Origin of the sequence: Pseudomonas sp. NBRC 111143, assembly GCF_001320965.1 — a bacterium.
Classification (GTDB): Bacteria; Pseudomonadota; Gammaproteobacteria; order Pseudomonadales; family Pseudomonadaceae; genus Aquipseudomonas; species Aquipseudomonas machongensis.
This window is the reverse complement of the sequence record NZ_BCBT01000043.1, coordinates 1-17398: the sequence shown is the minus strand read 5'-3', so window position 1 is coordinate 17398 and position 17398 is coordinate 1. Positions and strand designations below refer to the sequence as shown.

The window sequence follows — 17398 nt, the reverse complement described above, 5'->3', positions numbered from 1 at the left end:
GCCTTTCGCGTTTCCGTAGGGGCTGAAAGCACTTCGATTTGTTGCGATTGATGCAATACAGCTCTGCGGGCAAGCGCTTTTTCCCGGCATTGGAGAGTCGTATTCTGTCCATGTAGTTAGCTTGCTAATTAAGTGGAGGGGAATCATGAAATCCCGGGTCAATGTGGCAGTGGTGATAGGCTCCGGTGTACCAGCGATGCTGCAGGCACAGGGGCAGCGGGCATGCTGGGTGGTGTTGGTCGATGGCGAGCGCCGCGGTACTGCCTTCGCCAGCCGGGCTGAAGCGCTGGAGTGTCAGGCTGCCTGGTTGCAGCAACTGGCGAAGCAACATGCGGCCTAGAGATCCAGGCTTCGCGCCAGCTCGCAGGCTGCCAGGTGGCTGCGGCGAAAGCCCATGACTCGGCCAGTGGCACGCTCGGTGATGTGGAAGAACTCGACGCCGGCGGGAATGACCACGAAGCGAGCGATGTTGCGCACAGGTCGGATGTAAGAAATGCTCAAGAGCTCTCGACGGATTTCGGTGTTTTCGTGCATATTCTTTCCCCTGTAAATGCATGGATGAATACCGGACCCATTCTGCCGAGGGGCCTGGCTTTATCTATTGCATCTTTTCTGGCGGCATTGTTGTCAGACAATATTGTTCCCCCTGTGGGATCTATGCCGAGCGTTCTCTTGGGGTTTTGGCTGGCGTGCGAGGGTAAAAGATCCTGCCTGCCGTATCGACGAGCCCCGCAGACGTTTCACGCATCATGTCACTAACCTTTCAGACATCGTTTTGAAATGGCCGCCGCGTCACGCTTTCACGACTTCGTGTGGCGGCGGGAAACAACCGGTTCGAGGATCACTTCATTGGCAGTCAGTACTCTGGATACCCACGCCCTGTTCGCCCTGGGCGACTTGCGGGCCAAGTTGGTCAAGCTCTTTCAGGGCCGTTTCATCTACGTCACCGAGCAGAACCCCGATGGCCTGTACATGGCCGAGATCGATACCGACAACGCGATGGTCGTCGATGACAAGCAACGTCTGGAACTGAAGGTCGGGGATCACTTCCGGGCCGCGGTCCTGCCCAGCCGCGAGGGTGGCAAGCTCGAGCTGCGCTTTCGCGACATAAAGTTCAACGTCTATGGCGTGGGTGACTATGCGTTCGTCTCGGTACCCGAGGGCGATGGCATTGTCTTCCGTGACGGGCAGGGCGTGATGCTCGTGTTCGCTGCCCAGTCCCAGGTGGCGGAAGGCCTGGGCAAACTGCTCAAGGCGGTGACCGGCAAGGTCGCCAAATGGCGCAAGGGCGAGCTGACCACCTTCAAGGCCAGTGAATGAGTGGCGACGATGAGCTGCCTGCGGGGCGCGCCGAGTTTCACCAGCGCCACAAGGCGCAAGCAATCCTCGACGCCGAGCGCCTGATTGCCCATCGAGCACAGTTGAAGGATGGTTGGCTGGCCTGGGTGGCGGGGGAGCTCTATCGGCTCGGCCCGCCTCCTTATGTGGCTATGGTTCGGCGCGAGCTGCAGCGCCTTACCCAGCACTAACAGCGTTTGCCAGGCGGCTTCAGCGGGCGCTCAGTTGCCCCGATCGCCACCGCTGCTGACCTCATCCGGCACCTGTTCTCCCGACATGCGTTTGCGGAACAAGGCGGCCCGCGCGAGCAGAAGCGTCGTGACCGGTACGGTAATCGACAGCAGGATCGGTATCAGCCAGGCATGCAGCACCGGCCCCTGCTTGAGACCGGAGAAGTACAGGATCGAGGCGAGGCTGACGCACCACGCGCCAATAGTCGAGGCCAGTGCAGGCGGATGCATGCGCTGGAAGTAGTCCTTCAGGCGCACCAGGCCGATTGCACCGATCAAGGCGAACAGGCTGCCTAGCAGCAGCAGCGCGGCCGTGGCCAGCTCCAGCCAGAACGGAAGTTCGACGGTCTGCATCATTCGATCACCTCCCCACGCAGCAGGAACTTGGCCAGGGCAAAGGAGCCGACGAAGCCGAACAGGGCGATCAGCATCGCGCCTTCGAAATAGGTATCACTGGCATAGCGGATGCCTAGCACCAGCATCATCAGCATGGCCAGAATGTACAAGTAGTCCAGCGCCAGGACCCGGTCCTGCGCCGAAGGGCCGCGGAACACCCTGACCAGCGCCAGGGCCATGGCGATGATGAAGATGAACAGGCTGGCGAGAATGGCGTTGGCGAGCAGGCCAGTCATTCGAAGATCTCCATCAGCGGGCGTTCGTAGGTGTGCTTGAAATGTTCGATGAAGGTAGCTTCGTCGTCCAGGTCGAACACATGCAGCAACAGGATGCTGCGATCCAGGGCCAGCTCCGACCAGACCGTGCCGGGTACCACCGTGGTGATCATCGACAGGGCGGCCAGGCCATGGGCGTCGCGCAGTGACAGGGGGATGTGCACGAAGGCAGAGCGCGGTGGATGGCCGCCGGCTCGCAGCACGCCCCGGGCAACTTGCAGGTTCGAGAGGATCACATCCAGGCCCACACGGCCGATCAAGCGAGCAATCACCAGCGGGCGGCGGATATGGGCATGCTGCGGGCGCAATGGTGCCATGAGCACGGGTGCGAGGATGCCGAGGGCGGCGCCAAGCAGCAGATTGCCTGGGCTGACGGAAAGGTTCAGCACCAGCCACAGCACGAACAGCGCCAGCGACAGCAGCGGAGCGGGGAACAGCCGGTTCATGGTTGCACCTGCGTCATGGTGGTCGGCCCAGGCACGGGGCGGGTTGACAGGACCGCCTGAATATAGGCGTCGGGTGCCTGCAGGCCGGCGGCGGTGTCCTGGGTGTAGCGCAGCAGCGGCTCGGCCTGGATGCTGAGGACGATACACAGCCCCAGCAGTACCACGATCGGTATGCATTCATAGCGACGCAGCAATGGCGAGGGCCGCTCCTCAGGCTTCCAGAAGCGCTGGATGCCCACCCGGCCAAAGGCGATCAACGATGCCATGCCCGATAGCAGCAACAGGGCTACCAGACACCAGCCAGCGGCTGACAGAGGCTGCCCGGCCGCCATGCCCAGGCCTTGCGGATTGAACAGGGCGCTGATCAGGTTGAGCTTGCCGATGAAGCCGGACAGCGGCGGCATGCCAATGATCAGCAGGGCGCAGGCGATGAAGCTCAAGCCGAGGAAGGCCATGGTCCAGGGGATGATCTGACCGATCACTGCCTTCTGTTCGTCGTCGAGGTTGATTCCCTTGGGTGGATGCAGGGATTCGAGCGGCGGCGGGATGGCGTCCTCTTCGTCGTCCAGGGGCACTTCGTTGGCCGAGCGCGAACGCTCGATCAATTCGGCCAGCAGGAACAAGGCGCACAAGGCCAGGGTGGAGCTGGCGAGATAGAACAGCGCCGCGCCGGTGAGGGCTGCCTGACCAAAGCCGACCGAGGCAAGCAAGGTGCCAGCCGAGACCAAAATGCTCAGCGCGGCGAGACGCTCCAGGCGCTGGGCGGCGAGAATCGAGACGGCAGCCACCGCGAGGGTGACGAGGCCGCCACACACCAGCCATTCCCCACCGAAATTTGCCGAAGCGCCTGCCTGGCCCGAGAACAAAAGTGTCCACAGCCGCAGCACTGCGTACAGACCGACCTTTGTCATGATGGCGAACAGTGCTGCGACCGGTGCGCTGGCCGAGGAGTAGGCCGGCACCAGCCAGAAGTTCAGCGGCCAGGCCCCGGCCTTGACCAGGAATGCCATGGCCAGGATCGCCGCTCCGGCGTGCAGCAAGCCACGATCGGCTTCTGCGACCAACGGGATCTTCAGCGCCAGGTCGGCCATGTTCAGCGTGCCCGTCACGCCATAGAGCATGGCGGCGCCAACCAGGAACAGGGAAGAGGCGAACAGGTTGATGGCGATGTAGTGCAGCCCGGCCCTGACCCGCGCGCGTCCCGAACCGTGCAGCAGCAGGCCATAGGACGCCGCCAGCAGCACTTCGAAGAATACGAACAGGTTGAAGAGATCGGCGGTCAGGAACGCGCCGTAAAGGCCCATCAGCTGAATCTGGAACAGCGCGTGGAAGCTGGCGCCGGCGCCGTCCCAGCGGGCGCGGGCGAACAGCAGGGCGCTGACGCCGATTACACCGGTCAGGGTAAGCAGCAGTGCGGACAGGTGATCGAGTACCAGCACGATACCGAACGGCGCCGGCCAGTTGCCTGGCAGGTAGACACCGATGGACTCGGCCTGACCCTGGCCGCGTACCCATATCAACAGCGTCACGGCGACACCCAAGCCGATCAGGCTCGACAGCAGGTTCAGGCGGGCCTTGAACTGGCGGTGCTTTTCACCGATCAGCAGCATGATCGCTGCGGTTACCAGCGGTAGCAGGATCGGGGCGACAATCAGTTGATTCATCCAGCTCATTCCTCACGCTCCCGGCCATCGACATGGTCGGTGCCGGTCAGGCCGCGCGAGGCCAGCAGGACCACCAGGAACAGGGCGGTCATGGCGAAGCTGATGACGATGGCGGTCAACACCAGCGCCTGTGGTAATGGGTCGGTGTAGTTCAGCAGGTCCTGTGGGACGCCCTCCTTGATGATCGGCTCCTTGCCGATGAACAGGCTGCCCATGCTGAAGATGAACAAATTGACGCCGTAGGAGAGCAGGCACAGGCCCATGATGACCTGGTAGGTCCGTGGGCGCAGTACCAGCCAGACTCCGGAGGCGGCCAGTACGCCGATGGCGACTGCGATGACTTCTTCCATCAGGCGGCTCCTGTCTGGCTGGATTTCGGATGGCCCGGGCGATAGGCACGCACCGATTGGTGTGCCAGGGCGGTCAGGATCAAGAGCGTGGAGCCGACAACCACGGTGTACACGCCGATATCGAAGAACAAGGCGCTGGCGACATGGATGTCACCGAGCAACGGCAGATGCAGGTGCGCAGTGTGGGTAGTGAGGAACGGATAACCCAGCAACATGGCACCTATGCCGGTAAGCGTGGCGCACAGCAGGCCGGTGCCCATCCAGCGCAGCGGCCGCAGGCTCATCTGGGCCTCGACCCACTGGGTGCCTGCGACCATGTACTGGAGGATGAATGCCACCGACATCACCAGCCCGGCGACGAAGCCGCCGCCTGGTTGGTTGTGGCCGCGCATGAACAGGTACATCGAGACCAGCAGGGCGATCGGCAGCAGCAGGCGTACCAGTACCGCAGGCACCATCATGAAGCCCAGCGCAGTGTCGGTGACATGCCGTGGATTGACCAGGTCGGTGATTACGTCCGGCGCCAGCTGGCGCTGTTGCGTCGGCAGCTGCATGCTCTCTTTCGGTGGGCGGAAGCGGCGCAGCAGGGCGAAGACCGTCAGCGCCACGGCGACCAGTACAGTGATTTCACCCAATGTATCGAAGCCGCGGAAGTCCACCAGCATCACGTTGACCACGTTGGTACCGCCACCCTCGGGGAGTGCACGGCTCAGGTAGAACGATGAGATGTCGTTGGGTGTCGGACGGGTCAACATGGCGTACGACAGCAGTGCCATACCGCCGCCGACCAGCACTGCCAGCAGCAGGTCGCGCAGGCGTCGCAAGCGTGCACGCTCCTGGCTGCCAGGCAGGGGAGAGACGCCTTCGATTCGGCGCGGCAGCCAGCGCAGGCCCAGCAGGATCAACACTGTAGTGACGACTTCGACCACCAGTTGCGTGAGTGCAAGGTCAGGGGCAGAGAACCAGACGAAGGTGATGCACGTCATCAGGCCGCAGACGCTGACCATGATCAGCGCAGCCAGACGGTGGTATTTGGCCTGCCAGGCTGCGCCGATGGCACAGGCAATTGCAATCAGCCACATCGCGACGAATACGCCGGACCCCGGAATCTTGGGGCGGTCCCCCCAGCTGATGCCGCTGTACAGCATGGGGGTGAGGCCGGCGAGGAAGGCGGCGACCACCAGCATGAACAGCTGGGTCTGCAGGCGGCGGCTGGTCAACAGTCCTTCGAGGTGCCGGGCCAGCAGCATCAGACGTACCAGTCCGTGCTCGAACAGCCGCTTGCCATTGAAGCGTTCGATCAGTGGCGGGTAGGGGAAACGGCCCAGGCGCAACTGTTTGCGCAGCAACAGGTAGAGCACCACGCCGCCGCACATGGCGATCAGGCTCATGATCAGGGGGGCGTTCCAGCCATGCCAGATGGCCAGGCTGTATTCCGGAAGGGTGCCGCCCACCACCGGCAACGCTGCGGCGGCGAGCAGCGGGCCCACCGACTGGGCAGGGAAGATGCCGACTACCAGGCAGGTCAGGACCAGCAGTTCGACCGGCGCGCGCATCCAGCGCGGTGGTTCGTGGGGGGTATGCGGAAGGTCCTGGGCGGTCGGGCCGAAGAATACGTCGACCGTGAAACGCAGGGCGTAGGCAACGCTGAACGTGCCTGCAAGGGTGGCGATCACCGGCAAGGCGGCCTCGACCCATGCACTGGAGCTGATGAATACGGTTTCGGCGAAGAACATTTCCTTGGAGAGGAAGCCATTCATCAGAGGTACGCCGGCCATGGACGCACTGGCGACCATGGCCAGGGTGGCGGTATAGGGTACCAGGCGTATCAGGCCGCTGAGACGGCGAATGTCGCGGGTGCCGCTTTCATGGTCGATGATGCCGGCGGCCATGAACAGCGAGGCCTTGAAGGTGGCGTGGTTGAGGATGTGGAACACTGCAGCGACAGCGGCCAGCGGGCTGTTCAGGCCCAGCAGCAGGGTGATCAGGCCCAGGTGGCTGATGGTCGAATAGGCCAGCAGCCCCTTGAGGTCATTCTGGAACATCGCCGCGAAGGCACCCAGCAGGAGGGTACAGGCGCCTGCCCCGCCGACGATCCAGAACCACTCCTCGGTGCCCGACAGCGTTGGCCATAGGCGTGCCAGCAGGAACACCCCGGCCTTGACCATGGTCGCCGAATGCAGATAGGCCGAGACCGGTGTGGGTGCAGCCATGGCATGCGGTAGCCAGAACTGGAAGGGGAACTGCGCGCTCTTGCTCAGGGCGCCAATCAGGATCAGCGGCAGCAATATGGGATAGAGCGCGTGCTGGCGGACGGTTTCGCCAGCGGCCAGGACCTTGTCCAGGTCATAGCTGCCGACCACATGGCCCAGCAGCAAGGCGCCGACCAGCAGGCACAAACCACCTGCACCTGTGACCATCAGCGCCATGTAAGCGCCGCGGCGGGCATCGCTGCGGTGATGCCAGTAGCCGATGAGGAGGAAAGAAAACAGGCTGGTCAGCTCCCAGAAAAACACCAGCTGAATGAGGTTGCCGGAAATCACCAGCCCGAGCATTGCCCCCATGAATGCCAGGAAGAAGGCAAAGAATCGTGGCACGGGGTCTTGGGGTGACATGTAGTAGCGCGCATACAGCGACACCAATGTGCCGATGCCCAGCACCAGCAACGAGAACAGCCAGGCGAAGCCATCCATGCGCAGCACGAGGTTGAGCCCGAGGCTGGGCAGCCAGAGGAATTCTTCGCGGATCACGCCGCCATGGGCGATCTGCGGGTACAGCAGCGCTACCTGGACAGTGCCGACCAAGGCCACGAGCCCGGCGAGAATGGACTCGGCGTTACGCGCATTGTGCGGCAGCACGGCTGCCAGGCAACAGCCGATGAAGGGCAGAAGCAATAGCACTATCAAAGACATAGCGTTCTAATCTACGGAGGTTTGCAATGGATCATACGTGCCACGCTGGTGATCACCAACACGCAAGCTGTGGCAGAATCCTACAAAAGCGCTGTGACAAGCTGTTTTTTTATAACAGTTTTTTTCAGAGCATAGCCGCTGATCAGGAGTTCAACGCCCTGTCTCGCTTTCGCTTGGCGTCAGGCCTTGCGGCTCTGGAAGGGGATCGCGATCGCGGCGAATCTTCAGTTCGCTGACGACCACGGCGATCACGATCAGCAGGCCACCAATAAGCGCCACGCCTGGCAAGCGGTCCCCTGCGATACGACCAACGATGCCGGCCCAGACCGGTTCGCCGGCATAGATCAGCGTGGCACGGGTTGGCGAGACAGATTTCTGCGCCCAGTTCATCGCCACCTGGATTACCGCGCTCATGGCGCCCAGGCCAAGGGCGCTGGCCAACAGCAGCCAGGAGAAATCCGGGATGCGCTCCTGGGTCGGAACGATCATCAGGAATGATAGCGCCGAGGCAGTTGCCAGTTGCACCACGGTGACCCGCCGCACATCGACCTTTCCGGCATAACGGCTGATCAGGATGATCTCGCCGGCGATGGCCACGGCGCTGACCAAGGTCACGATTTCGCCTTCGCTGAAATTCAGCGCACCACCCTCAGGGCCGGCCAGCAGCATCAGGCCGACAAAGGCCAGGCAGATACCGATGCTTGGCATCAGGCCGGGCCGGCGCCCCAGCACCAACCATTGCAGCAGCGGCACGAAGGGTACGTAGAGGGCCGTGATGAAGGCCGACTGGCTGCTGCTGATGGTTTGCAGGCCCATGGTCTGCAAGCCGTAGCCGAGCATGATCGATACACCGATCAGCACGCCGGCTTTGAGTTCGGTGAACGTCAGGCCCGACAGCGCTCGCGCCGATACCAGCCCGACGAACAGTGCCGCTGCCGCGAATCGCAGGCCGACGAAGAACATCGGTCCGCTCACGCTCATGACGTTGTGCACGATCAGGAAGGTGCCGCCCCAGAGCATGGTGATGAACACCAGCACCCATTCGGCTTTGCTCAGGCGAAAGGATACGGACGGCCGCGGGCTGCTGCTGGTGTGGGTCATGGTCTTGCGCACTCGGAAGGGGCGGCGCACAATCGCCGCAAAGTGGGCAGTATACTGCGCAACCCCTACCAGTGAGCAATATAGTGCACAAAGATTCCTCGCACCGCGCTTCGGTGCTGCAGCACGTCAGTCAGAACATCCGCCGCCTGCGTAACGACAGGGGGCTGAGCCAGACCGCCTTGGCCGAAAGCTCTGGTGTCAGCCGGCGCATGCTGGTTGCCATCGAGGCAGGCGAGAAGAACGTCAGCCTCACCACCCTCGACCTGATCGCCGAAGCGCTGGGTGTGGCGTTCAGTACGCTGATCCAGGCGCCCGAGCAACGCGATCCTGCACGCATCAATGAGCTGGCCTGGGCCGGTGAGCAGCCGGACAGCCGCGCGGTACTGCTGGGTAGTAGCCCCGCGCGGCGCGAGGTCGAGCTCTGGGAGTGGACCCTGGCACCGGGCGAGCACTATGCCAGTGAGGCTGATGCCGAGGGTTGGAGCGAGCAGATCTATGTGACCGAGGGCTGTCTGACGCTGCTGATCGAAAGCGGTGAACTGCGCCTGCGCGCTGGGGAGTTCCACATCTTCCCCAGCGACTGCCGCTACGCGTACCGCAACGACGGCGACCAGCCCACGCGATTCGTGCGCAATGTGGTGATCTGATCCACCCAGCCTACTTGGCCAGCAACGTATCGGTACTTTCGACGGCGGCAAAGGCGAAAGCTAGCGCCGCCATGGCCGAGTCGTGCACGTGCGATGAGGGCACCGTCTGTCCATTGAACTCCAGAGCCAGCGTGGCGCAGGCGTCGTGCGCCACCGAGACCTGGTAGCCGAAGTCTGCGGCAGCGCGGGTTGCCGAATCGATGCACATGTGGCTCATGGCGCCGACGATGGTCAGGTTTTTTACCTCATGCTTGTCGAGGAGCGACTTGAGCTCGGTGTCGCGAAACGCGTTGACTTGATGCTTGAGCACCACCGGCTCGCTGCTGATCGGCAGTACCTTGGCGTGGATCTCGGCGCCTGGCGAGCCAGGTGCAAAAAACGGCGCATCGGCTGATTCGAACTCGTGGCGCACATGCACGACCAGGTCGCCGCGCTCGCGGGCAGCGGCGAGCAGGCGGGCGGCGTTGTCGGCCGCCGCATCGGCGCCGTCGAGGGTCCATTTGCCACCGGGGAAGTAATCGTTCTGGATATCGATGAGAATCAGGGCCTGCTTGCTCATGTTGCGCGCCTCCTTGGGCGTGGTCGTGGTGTGGCGATAGTTATAGGCTTGAACGACCGACATGGGGATTGGCGCGACCGACACAATGAGGGCAAAAACTGACATGGGTACAGGCTTGGAAATCGGTGTGCTGGTCTATCCCGATGCGCAGCGTGCCGCTGTACATGGGCTGACCGACCTGTTCACGGTCGCCAATCAGGTCGCCTGTGAACTCGGTGATGGGAAGCTGCTGCCGATCCGTATCAGCCACTGGCAACTCGATCAGGCCGGTGAACTCTGCGAGGTGTACGACAGCCTGCCGGGCGCGCGCCATGACCTCAAGGTACTGGTGGTGCCGCCCAGCCTTGGCCCGGCACCTGCACCTGCGCTCCTTGAGCGACACCGCGCGCACTTGTGCCAGTGGCATGCACGCGGCACTGTGCTCGCTTCGGTGTGCATCGGCGTGTTCTTCATTGCTGCCAGTGGCCTGCTGGACGGGCGTTCGGCGAGTACCCACTGGAATTACGCCCAGACCTTGGCCGAGCGCTACCCGCAAGTACGCGCCGATGCCAGCGTAGCGGTACTGGACGATGGCGACATCATGACGTCGGCCGGGCTGATGGCCTGGACCGAGCTCGGGCTGCGTCTGCTTGAGCGTTTCCTGGGTGCCACCCTGGCGCGCGAGACTGCACGCTACCTGGCGGTCGATCCGGTGCCGACCCCGCTGCCCGGTGCGTTGTTCACACCGAGGCTGGATCACGGCGATGAAGCGGTGCTGAAGGTGCAGCACTGGCTGCAGGGGAGTGGTGCGCGAGAGGCCAATCTGGCAAACATGGCTGGATGTGCCGGGCTCGAAGAGCGTACGTTTCTGCGGCGTTTTCGCGCTGCGACCGGATTGCGCCCTACCCAATACTGCCAGCAGGTCCGGGTAGGACGTGCCTGCCGCCTGCTGGAGTTCACCCGGCGCAGCGTCGACCAGATTGCCTGGGGCGTGGGCTATCAGGACCCCAGTGCCTTTCGTAAGGTGTTCCAGCGCGTCACCGGCCTGACACCCAGTGACTACCGGCGACGTTTCGCCGTGGTTGCCTGAGCGTCTGGGCCTAGCGGGTGAGGCCCAGGGCCTTCCTCGGCGAGGCGATCGCGATGGTTGCGCAGCGGACATTCCTTCAATGACATGCAGCCGCAGCCAATGCAGCCATCCAGCTGGTCGCGCAGCATCATCAAATCTTCGATGCGCTGGTTCAGGTCTTCTCGCCATCGTGCGGAAAAACGCTGCCAGTCTTCAGCGGTCGGCGTGTGCCCTTTGGGCAGGGTATCGAGCGCTTCGGCGACTTGCGCCAGCGGTACTCCCAGGCGCTGCGCCATCTTGATCACTGCCACCCGGCGTAGCATGGCTCGCTCGAAGCGGCGCTGGTTGCCGTTGTTGCGGGTGCTGTGGATCAGTCCCTTGCTTTCATAGAAGTGCAGCGCGGTCACCGCGACGCCGCTGCGCGCGGCCAACTGGCCTACGCTGAGCAGGCGTTCCGGCGCCGTCACGTCCTTGCTGGGCATGTCGAAATATTCCTTGACCTTGACTTAACTCGAGGTTTTACCCTGCTCGCCATCACGCTGCAAGTACCCCGAGCAAGGAGACTGTTCATGGTGGCCACCCCTCATTCCCTATGGTTTACCCAGATGATCGAGTACGAAGTGCCGGCGATTCGGCAACAGGCCCTGGCCGAAGCGTTGGTCCTGCGAGCGGAGGAGATCGCCAGCCGTTGCGATGGTCTGCTGGGTGTCAGCATTCAGGCCAGTGTCGATGGCAGTCGGGTGTTGCAATACCTGCGGTGGCAATCGCGCCAGGAGTGGGCGGCTGCCGCGCCCTGTTTCGTCGAGGAGCCGTTCCTCGACCTGTTGCAGCGTCACCAGGCACGCGGTGTCAATTTCACGGCCTACCAGACCTTGCGCAGCCTGGTGCGAGGCAGCGACGGCGGCTTGCATTGCGAGGTCGGTGAGCCTCAGGCGTACCAGGGAGCGTAGTGCGGGTAGCGGTCTAGCCGTGCGCCGATGACCATTTCTCCAATCCATGTACCCAGGATCGAACTGTAGGCTTTCTGGCTTTCCTCGCTGGACAGTGCATGGTCGGCCCCGTCGACGATGCGATGGGTCAGTGAATGGGCGCCGACGAACGCGGAGCGATAGCTCATCAGGGTGTTGTGCGGCACATAGTCATCGTGCTCGGACTCCACCAGCAGGACATCGCCAGTGAACTCGGCGCAGGCGGCCAAGGCACGATTGTCGGCCGGCCCCAGAATGCGTTGGCGATAGTGATTCAGGCGCTGGCGGTCGAGTGCTTGCTTTGGAGTGTCCCATTCATCGTCCCAGTACAATGCAGGTACCCGCATCGCCAGCCATTTCACGGGTCTATGTGCGGTCAGCAGGGTGGCCAAATAACCGCCATAGCTGCTGCCGATCAGCGCAATGGCGCCGGGATCGACGGCAGGGTGCGAGGCCAGTCGATCGTAGGCGGCCAGCAGGTCGGTGAGGTTCTGCTCACGGGTCACCGTCAATCGCTGGCTTTCGGTCTTTTCGTGTCCGCGCAAGTCGAAGGTCATGCACACGCAGCCCAGCCCGGTAATCTGTCGGGCACGGGCCAGGTCTCGCTGCTGGCTGCCGCCCCAGCCGTGGACGAAGAGAATGCCGGGCATCTTGCTGCCAGGACTGACCAAAGTACCGGCGATACTTTCGCCCTCGACCTGTAGCTCGACCTGTTCACTCTGAATGGCCATGCTCGCGAATCCGTGCAAATTTGCAGAATTGTCCGAGTTCACTGTCGTCCCCCTCATAGAAAAGTGTGGCGTCGGCCGGAAGTTCAGGCGTGCCGAACACCTCGTGGGTGGATGCGCGTACCTGCTGCAGCGTCGGATCGTCGGCGAAGGCGCGCACGGCAAGGAGCTCTGCGCTGCTGGCGCCACCCTGGCGCCACGATTGCTCCAGGACGCCGCTGCGCAGGTGGCCACGTGCGTCGAGGCCACGGGCGATGTCGTAGTTGCGGCGTGAGGCGATGAAACCAGGGAAGTGTCGTTCCGCCGCTTGCTCGTAGGTCATGGCCTGATTGATAGCCAGGCGCAGATAATCTTCCAGCGGGCGCTGCAGCAGCGCCTGATAGTCGCCGCGTACTACCATCAGATCTGAGCCACCGTAGACTTGTTGGCCCTGATGATCCTGGGTGAGTTGCTGGGTACCGTAGTAGCTGCAGGTGAGGCCAGCGACACGCACTTGGCCAACACTGAAGGTTTCTACTTCATGCAGGTCTTCCTCCAGCACTAGTCCCCAAAGGCCAAGTGCCTTGTCGTCCAAGGTCGCGAGCAAGGGGGCAAGTGCGTCAAGGGTATCGATTACCTGCTGGCCGCGACCGGCACGGGCCAATACGGGTTTGACCCGAACGGGGCCGCTGCGCAATAGCAAGTCGGCTGCTCGTCGAGCGTCGTCCTTGGAAAAGACCGTGTAGCCGCGCAACAGGGCACCGCTGGCCTGTTGCGCGAAGGCGTCAGTCCAACCCGGCGGAAAGACTGCATTGGCGGGTAGTGGGTGGGAAATAGCCTTGGTCGCCATGTAGGGATGGCTGACCAGGCCGCCGAACAGGTCCTGTTCGCAGCGGATGCCCTGTTGCTGGCCGATCAAGGTTTCCGTGGGCAGGTAATAATAGTGGTTGGCCTGGCCGGCCGGTTGTCCAGGGTTGAAGACGGATATGCCAAGCAATTGCGCCAGGATCTCGGCGAGCTTCTGGTGAGTGGCATATTCATGGTCCGGGGTGCGTTCGCGGGTGTCGAGGAGTACGACGGCGATTTTCGACTCGTGGGGGTGGGCCATGTGCGATCTCATCCGCTGGGGCTGTACGAACTGTGAAATTCCAGACAGCTCGAAAGTTCAGCCCGTTGGACTGGCGGCCGAGGCGCTCCAAGCTATCGCAGGCTCTTTGTGGGCGATCCGATTGCGGGCGTTCGCAGCCTGTTCCATTATCCCGACCTGGAACCGTCCAAGATGTGATCGCAGGAGAGCGCATGAGCAGTCTGAACCCCCTTAAGGAATCCATACCGGCACGCCTGGCGCGTGTGCGCGATGTCATGGCCAGGGAGGGTGTCGATGCCCTGTTGGTGCCCTCTGCCGATCCGCACCTTTCCGAGTACTTGCCCGGCCATTGGCAAGGACGCCAATGGCTGTCTGGCTTCCAGGGCTCGGTCGGCACGCTGGTAGTGGCCGCGGAATTCGCCGGGCTGTGGGTCGACAGCCGCTATTGGGAGCAGGCAGAGAAGGAATTGGCGGGCAGTGGCATCGAGCTGATGAAGCTACTGCCAGGTCAGCCGGGGGCATTGGATTGGCTGGGTGAGCAGGTTGCCAGCGGCGGTGCCGTGGCGGTTGATGGTGCGGTCATGGCGCTGGCCTTTGCCCGTCAATTGGGAGAGCGCCTGAGCGCTCGCAATGTAAGACTGCTGACTGACCGAGACCTGCTGGGTGAGGTCTGGGGCGATCGTCCGGCCTTGCCTGGCAACCCCGTCTATCAGCACCTGCCGCCCCATGCGACTGTCAGTCGTGCGCAGAAACTCGGAGAGTTGCGGCAGGCCCTGGACAGCAAGGGCGCCGACTGGCATTTCATCGCAACTCTGGACGACATTGCCTGGCTGTTCAACCTGCGCGGTAGTGATGTTTCGTACAACCCTGTGTTCGTTTCCTTCGCCTTGATCGGTCGTGATCAAGCCACGCTCTTTGTCGGTCAGGACAAGATCAATACTCACCTGCGTCAAGTACTGGCGGCCGACGGTATCCAGGTGCGTGACTACGCGGAAGTTGGCCAGGCACTTGCGAGCCTCGTTGGCGGCACCCGCCTGCTGGTCGATCCGGCGCGTGTCACCCAGGGCCTGCTGGACAAGCTCGACGAGCGGGTCGTATTGGTCGAGGGCATCAATCCGACTACGCTGAGCAAGTCGCGCAAAGGCGAGGCGGACCTGGTTCATATTCGTCAGGTGATGGAGCAGGACGGTGCAGCCTTATGCGAGTTCTTCGCCTGGTTCGAAGCCAACCTTGGGCGCGAGACCATCACCGAACTGACGGTCGATGAACAACTGAGCGCGGCACGTGCGCGGCGCCCTGACTTCGTCTCGCTGAGCTTCTCGACCATCGCGGGCTTCAACGCCAATGGCGCGATGCCCCATTACCGCGCCACCGAACAGTCGCATGCGGTGATCGAGGGTAATGGCCTGCTGCTGATCGATTCGGGCGGCCAGTACCTGGGCGGGACTACCGACATTACCCGGATGGTGCCGATTGGTACACCCAGCCTGGAGCAGAAGAAGGACTGTACGCGGGTGCTCAAGGGAGTGATCGCGTTGTCGCGGGCGACTTTCCCACGGGGCATTCTTTCGCCGCTGCTCGATGCCATCGCCCGGGCGCCTATCTGGGCCGATCAAGTCGACTACGGCCATGGCACTGGGCATGGCGTAGGCTACTTCATGAATGTGCACGAGGGGCCGCAGGTCATTGCCTATCAGGCGGCAACTACTCCGCAGACAGCCATGCAGGTCGGGATGATCAGTTCGATCGAACCGGGCACCTATAGACCTGGAGCCTGGGGCGTGCGGATCGAGAATCTGGTGGTTAATCGGGAGGCGGGCAACAGCGCTTTTGGCGACTTCCTGGCCTTTGAAACCCTGACGCTTTGCCCGATCGACACCCGATGCTTGCTGCCCGAGTTGCTCGATGTTTCGGAGCGCCAATGGCTCAACCGTTATCACCAGACCGTGTGTGAGCGATTAGCGCCCCTGTTGCAAGGCGACGCACTGGCCTGGTTGAGACTGCGTACGCAGCCGGTCTGATCGACTGGAACGAGAAAGGGCAGCCTGAGGCTGCCCTTTCGTTTATTTGCAGATGACGATCATGCTGCGGCTGGTATAGCCGGCTGGGTTGATTCCGAACACGTAGTCGCCCGGCTCTTCGTCGCTGTCGCTGGAGCGCGCGATTACCTTGTAGCCTTTGCTGCCGCATGACGCTTGCGCATTGGCGTAGCACTTGTCCCAGGATGATGAAAGCCCGGAGCAGTTGATGTGCAAGCCCTTCTTCCCTCGCTTCACCTCGGTCTTGGCTGTAGCGGCACACCCAGCAATGGCCAAGATGGCCAGGATGAGAAAAATACGTTTCATTCCTGTCCTTATCTGGGCGGTGAGCATTGTCCGCCCTTGTAGTGATGACTGCGTTCTGCCTGAAACTCCCCTGCTTCCGTGCCCGGCTCAGTAGATCGTCTGAAGGTGATGATGCTGTGACAGCTTAAACAGCCTTATAGGCGGGTACAAGGCTGAAGCTGTTCAAATGAAACTATTTCTCAAATCAGTCAGCCGCTACGGGAGGGCTGCTTTCCTTGCGCATCGACAGTGTGGCCCCGACCGAGGCGGTAATGATTGCCAGGATCGCCAACCACTGGGTCAAGCTGAGAACCTCTCCAAGGAATAGAAGCCCCGACAGTGCACCGAATGCGGGTTCGATACTCATCAGTGTGCCGAAGGTTCGCGCGGGCATTCGTGTCAGTGCGACCATTTCCAGGCTGTAGGGGAGGGCGGTAGACAGGATCGCCACGGCAAGTGCGACCGGAATCAGTGCTGGAGTGAGCAAGGCACTACCGGCGTGGGCGATACCGATGGGAGCCACGAACAGCGCCGCGATCAATACGCCCAATGCCGCGGTCTGGATACCGTTTTCCGCGCCTGCTCGCTGGCCATATAAAATGTAGAGCGCCCAGCAGACGCCGGCACCCAAGGCGTAGGCCGCGCCGGTCAGGTCGAGGGAGGCCCCCGTCTGCCCTGTCGGGATGAGCAGTAGCAGGCCGACGATGGCGAGCGCGATCCAGAGAAAGTCCAGGGCGCGGCGCGAAGCGAAGATCGCTACCGCCAGCGGGCCGGTAAACTCCAGCGCCACGGCGATGCCCAGCGGAACGGTGCGCAACGACATATAGAAAAGGAAATTCATGCCGCCCAGGGCCAGCCCATAGATGATGACGCTGCGCAGGGTGCTGGCATTGAACCTGGCGCGCCACGGGCGCAGCAATGCAAGCATGATGATGCTGGCGAAGATCAGGCGCAGCGTTGTGGTGCCCTGAGCGCCGACAACTGGAAACATGCTCTTGGCCAGTGACGCTCCAGACTGGATGGAAGCCATGGCAATCAACAGCAGGCCGATAGGGAACAGCGTGGCGGCCAGGCTGCGGGGCTGGGTGTTCATTTGGGTGGGGCAGTCCTAAATAAGTAGAAGGGGCGAGCTGCGCAATATAGTGCGCAAATCCCAGTGGCAGGTGCAACTGCTCTTGAGCAATGCGCGGGCTAAGCCCTTCATTTCGATCAAGATTTTATGAAATAAAAGGTTGACGCCCTCTCATATCCCCTTATAATGCGCCCCACTTCCGCAGCAAACGGAACGCAAAACTTCTTGTTAATCAACAAGTTAAGCGAGTTCGGTAAGGCGTGAAGGGCTTCGA

Annotated in this window: 21 protein-coding genes; 7 read left to right on the top strand and 14 right to left on the bottom strand. The window is 62.2% G+C overall.

Features of this window, described 5'->3' with window-relative positions; all coding sequences use genetic code 11:
- The first annotated feature begins 145 nt into the window (after window positions 1–145).
- A complete protein-coding gene (locus APH44_RS20615) occupies window positions 146–340 on the top strand; it encodes a hypothetical protein (RefSeq protein WP_054894327.1) in 195 nt (64 codons plus the stop codon).
- On the opposite strand, the gene APH44_RS20610 is transcribed toward APH44_RS20615, so the two are convergent.
- Complete coding sequence (locus APH44_RS20610; RefSeq protein ID WP_156343774.1) at window positions 337–501, bottom strand: hypothetical protein; 165 nt, start codon at window positions 499–501, stop codon at window positions 337–339. The genes APH44_RS20615 and APH44_RS20610 overlap by 4 nt on opposite strands.
- Before the next feature lie 348 nt (window positions 502–849).
- Between APH44_RS20610 and APH44_RS20605 the strand changes: the two genes are divergently transcribed.
- Both APH44_RS20605 and APH44_RS20600 read left to right on the top strand, forming a co-directional pair.
- A complete protein-coding gene (locus APH44_RS20605; RefSeq protein WP_054894325.1) occupies window positions 850–1320 on the top strand; it encodes a hypothetical protein in 471 nt (156 codons plus the stop codon).
- The gene (locus APH44_RS20600; protein ID WP_054894324.1) at window positions 1317–1529 is read left to right on the top strand and encodes a hypothetical protein; all 213 of its coding nucleotides are present in this window, start codon (window positions 1317–1319) and stop codon (window positions 1527–1529) included. The genes APH44_RS20605 and APH44_RS20600 overlap by 4 nt, the downstream gene beginning before the upstream one ends.
- 30 nt (window positions 1530–1559) lie before the next feature.
- Here the strand turns inward: APH44_RS20600 and APH44_RS20595 are convergent, their stop codons facing one another.
- The 7 genes from APH44_RS20595 to APH44_RS20565 form a co-directional block, all read right to left on the bottom strand.
- A complete protein-coding gene (locus tag APH44_RS20595) occupies window positions 1560–1925 on the bottom strand; it encodes a Na+/H+ antiporter subunit G (RefSeq protein ID WP_054894323.1) in 366 nt (121 codons plus the stop codon).
- The gene (locus APH44_RS20590) at window positions 1922–2200 is read right to left on the bottom strand and encodes a K+/H+ antiporter subunit F (protein WP_054894322.1); all 279 of its coding nucleotides are present in this window, start codon (window positions 2198–2200) and stop codon (window positions 1922–1924) included. The genes APH44_RS20595 and APH44_RS20590 overlap by 4 nt, the downstream gene beginning before the upstream one ends.
- Window positions 2197–2685, bottom strand: a complete 489-nt coding sequence (locus APH44_RS20585) for a Na+/H+ antiporter subunit E (RefSeq protein WP_054894321.1) — start codon at window positions 2683–2685, stop codon at window positions 2197–2199. The genes APH44_RS20590 and APH44_RS20585 overlap by 4 nt, the downstream gene beginning before the upstream one ends.
- On the bottom strand, window positions 2682–4358 hold the full coding sequence (locus APH44_RS20580; protein ID WP_054894320.1) for a monovalent cation/H+ antiporter subunit D: 1677 nt from the start codon (window positions 4356–4358) through the stop codon (window positions 2682–2684). The genes APH44_RS20585 and APH44_RS20580 overlap by 4 nt, the downstream gene beginning before the upstream one ends.
- Window positions 4355–4699, bottom strand: coding sequence for a Na+/H+ antiporter subunit C (locus APH44_RS20575; RefSeq protein WP_054894319.1), 345 nt, complete (start codon window positions 4697–4699; stop codon window positions 4355–4357). The genes APH44_RS20580 and APH44_RS20575 overlap by 4 nt, the downstream gene beginning before the upstream one ends.
- On the bottom strand, window positions 4699–7611 hold the full coding sequence (locus APH44_RS20570) for a monovalent cation/H+ antiporter subunit A (protein WP_054894318.1): 2913 nt from the start codon (window positions 7609–7611) through the stop codon (window positions 4699–4701). Before APH44_RS20570 ends, APH44_RS20575 begins: the two co-directional genes overlap by 1 nt.
- 150 nt (window positions 7612–7761) lie before the next feature.
- Window positions 7762–8712, bottom strand: coding sequence for a DMT family transporter (locus APH44_RS20565; RefSeq protein ID WP_054894317.1), 951 nt, complete (start codon window positions 8710–8712; stop codon window positions 7762–7764).
- Window positions 8713–8795: 83 nt separating this feature from the next.
- On the opposite strand from APH44_RS20565, the gene APH44_RS20560 reads away from it, so the two are divergent.
- On the top strand, window positions 8796–9359 hold the full coding sequence (locus APH44_RS20560) for a helix-turn-helix domain-containing protein (protein ID WP_054894316.1): 564 nt from the start codon (window positions 8796–8798) through the stop codon (window positions 9357–9359).
- A 10-nt stretch (window positions 9360–9369) separates the two neighbouring features.
- Here APH44_RS20560 and APH44_RS20555 read toward each other — a convergent pair whose 3' ends face one another.
- On the bottom strand, window positions 9370–9918 hold the full coding sequence (locus APH44_RS20555; RefSeq protein WP_054894315.1) for a cysteine hydrolase family protein: 549 nt from the start codon (window positions 9916–9918) through the stop codon (window positions 9370–9372).
- A gap of 85 nt (window positions 9919–10003) precedes the next feature.
- Between APH44_RS20555 and APH44_RS20550 the strand changes: the two genes are divergently transcribed.
- Window positions 10004–10987 carry a GlxA family transcriptional regulator gene (locus APH44_RS20550; RefSeq protein ID WP_054894354.1) on the top strand — a complete coding sequence of 328 codons (984 nt, stop codon included), beginning with the start codon at window positions 10004–10006 and terminating at the stop codon, window positions 10985–10987.
- Here APH44_RS20550 and soxR read toward each other — a convergent pair.
- Complete coding sequence (soxR, locus tag APH44_RS20545) at window positions 10957–11448, bottom strand: redox-sensitive transcriptional activator SoxR (protein WP_054894314.1); 492 nt, start codon at window positions 11446–11448, stop codon at window positions 10957–10959. The two genes, APH44_RS20550 and soxR, sit on opposite strands and share 31 nt — an antisense overlap.
- Before the next feature lie 87 nt (window positions 11449–11535).
- Between soxR and APH44_RS20540 the strand changes: the two genes are divergently transcribed.
- Complete coding sequence (locus APH44_RS20540) at window positions 11536–11916, top strand: antibiotic biosynthesis monooxygenase (RefSeq protein ID WP_054894313.1); 381 nt, start codon at window positions 11536–11538, stop codon at window positions 11914–11916.
- On the opposite strand, the gene APH44_RS20535 is transcribed toward APH44_RS20540, so the two are convergent.
- Together APH44_RS20535 and APH44_RS20530 are read right to left on the bottom strand one after the other, a co-directional pair.
- Window positions 11895–12665, bottom strand: a complete 771-nt coding sequence (locus APH44_RS20535; protein WP_054894312.1) for a S9 family peptidase — start codon at window positions 12663–12665, stop codon at window positions 11895–11897. The genes APH44_RS20540 and APH44_RS20535 overlap by 22 nt on opposite strands.
- A complete protein-coding gene (locus APH44_RS20530) occupies window positions 12649–13749 on the bottom strand; it encodes a DUF3182 family protein (protein ID WP_054894311.1) in 1101 nt (366 codons plus the stop codon). Before APH44_RS20530 ends, APH44_RS20535 begins: the two co-directional genes overlap by 17 nt.
- A gap of 191 nt (window positions 13750–13940) precedes the next feature.
- Between APH44_RS20530 and APH44_RS20525 the strand changes: the two genes are divergently transcribed.
- Entirely contained in the window at window positions 13941–15749 is a 1809-nt protein-coding gene (locus tag APH44_RS20525) for an aminopeptidase P family protein (RefSeq protein ID WP_054894310.1), read from the top strand.
- Window positions 15750–15791: 42 nt separating this feature from the next.
- On the opposite strand, the gene APH44_RS20520 is transcribed toward APH44_RS20525, so the two are convergent.
- Both APH44_RS20520 and rhtA read right to left on the bottom strand, forming a co-directional pair.
- Window positions 15792–16073, bottom strand: coding sequence for a hypothetical protein (locus tag APH44_RS20520; protein ID WP_054894309.1), 282 nt, complete (start codon window positions 16071–16073; stop codon window positions 15792–15794).
- A gap of 184 nt (window positions 16074–16257) precedes the next feature.
- Window positions 16258–17145, bottom strand: a complete 888-nt coding sequence (gene rhtA / locus APH44_RS20515) for a threonine/homoserine exporter RhtA (protein WP_054894308.1) — start codon at window positions 17143–17145, stop codon at window positions 16258–16260.
- Window positions 17146–17398 lie beyond the last annotated feature (253 nt).

Bases quoted from the DNA above. Each gene is read 5' to 3' on its own strand.
- APH44_RS20615 (WP_054894327.1), top strand. From the start codon at position 146: ATGAAATCCCGGGTCAATGTGGCAGTGGTGATAGGCTCCGGTGTACCA.
- APH44_RS20600 (WP_054894324.1), top strand. From the start codon at position 1,317: ATGAGTGGCGACGATGAGCTGCCTGCGGGGCGCGCCGAGTTTCACCAG.
- APH44_RS20595 (WP_054894323.1), bottom strand. From the start codon at position 1,925: ATGATGCAGACCGTCGAACTTCCGTTCTGGCTGGAGCTGGCCACGGCC.
- APH44_RS20590 (WP_054894322.1), bottom strand. From the start codon at position 2,200: ATGACTGGCCTGCTCGCCAACGCCATTCTCGCCAGCCTGTTCATCTTC.
- APH44_RS20585 (WP_054894321.1), bottom strand. From the start codon at position 2,685: ATGAACCGGCTGTTCCCCGCTCCGCTGCTGTCGCTGGCGCTGTTCGTG.
- APH44_RS20580 (WP_054894320.1), bottom strand. From the start codon at position 4,358: ATGAGCTGGATGAATCAACTGATTGTCGCCCCGATCCTGCTACCGCTG.
- APH44_RS20575 (WP_054894319.1), bottom strand. From the start codon at position 4,699: ATGGAAGAAGTCATCGCAGTCGCCATCGGCGTACTGGCCGCCTCCGGA.
- APH44_RS20570 (WP_054894318.1), bottom strand. From the start codon at position 7,611: ATGTCTTTGATAGTGCTATTGCTTCTGCCCTTCATCGGCTGTTGCCTG.
- APH44_RS20565 (WP_054894317.1), bottom strand. From the start codon at position 8,712: ATGACCCACACCAGCAGCAGCCCGCGGCCGTCCGTATCCTTTCGCCTG.
- APH44_RS20555 (WP_054894315.1), bottom strand. From the start codon at position 9,918: ATGAGCAAGCAGGCCCTGATTCTCATCGATATCCAGAACGATTACTTC.
- APH44_RS20550 (WP_054894354.1), top strand. From the start codon at position 10,004: ATGAGGGCAAAAACTGACATGGGTACAGGCTTGGAAATCGGTGTGCTG.
- soxR (WP_054894314.1), bottom strand. From the start codon at position 11,448: ATGCCCAGCAAGGACGTGACGGCGCCGGAACGCCTGCTCAGCGTAGGC.
- APH44_RS20540 (WP_054894313.1), top strand. From the start codon at position 11,536: ATGGTGGCCACCCCTCATTCCCTATGGTTTACCCAGATGATCGAGTAC.
- APH44_RS20535 (WP_054894312.1), bottom strand. From the start codon at position 12,665: ATGGCCATTCAGAGTGAACAGGTCGAGCTACAGGTCGAGGGCGAAAGT.
- APH44_RS20530 (WP_054894311.1), bottom strand. From the start codon at position 13,749: ATGGCCCACCCCCACGAGTCGAAAATCGCCGTCGTACTCCTCGACACC.
- APH44_RS20525 (WP_054894310.1), top strand. From the start codon at position 13,941: ATGAGCAGTCTGAACCCCCTTAAGGAATCCATACCGGCACGCCTGGCG.
- APH44_RS20520 (WP_054894309.1), bottom strand. From the start codon at position 16,073: ATGAAACGTATTTTTCTCATCCTGGCCATCTTGGCCATTGCTGGGTGT.
- rhtA (WP_054894308.1), bottom strand. From the start codon at position 17,145: ATGAACACCCAGCCCCGCAGCCTGGCCGCCACGCTGTTCCCTATCGGC.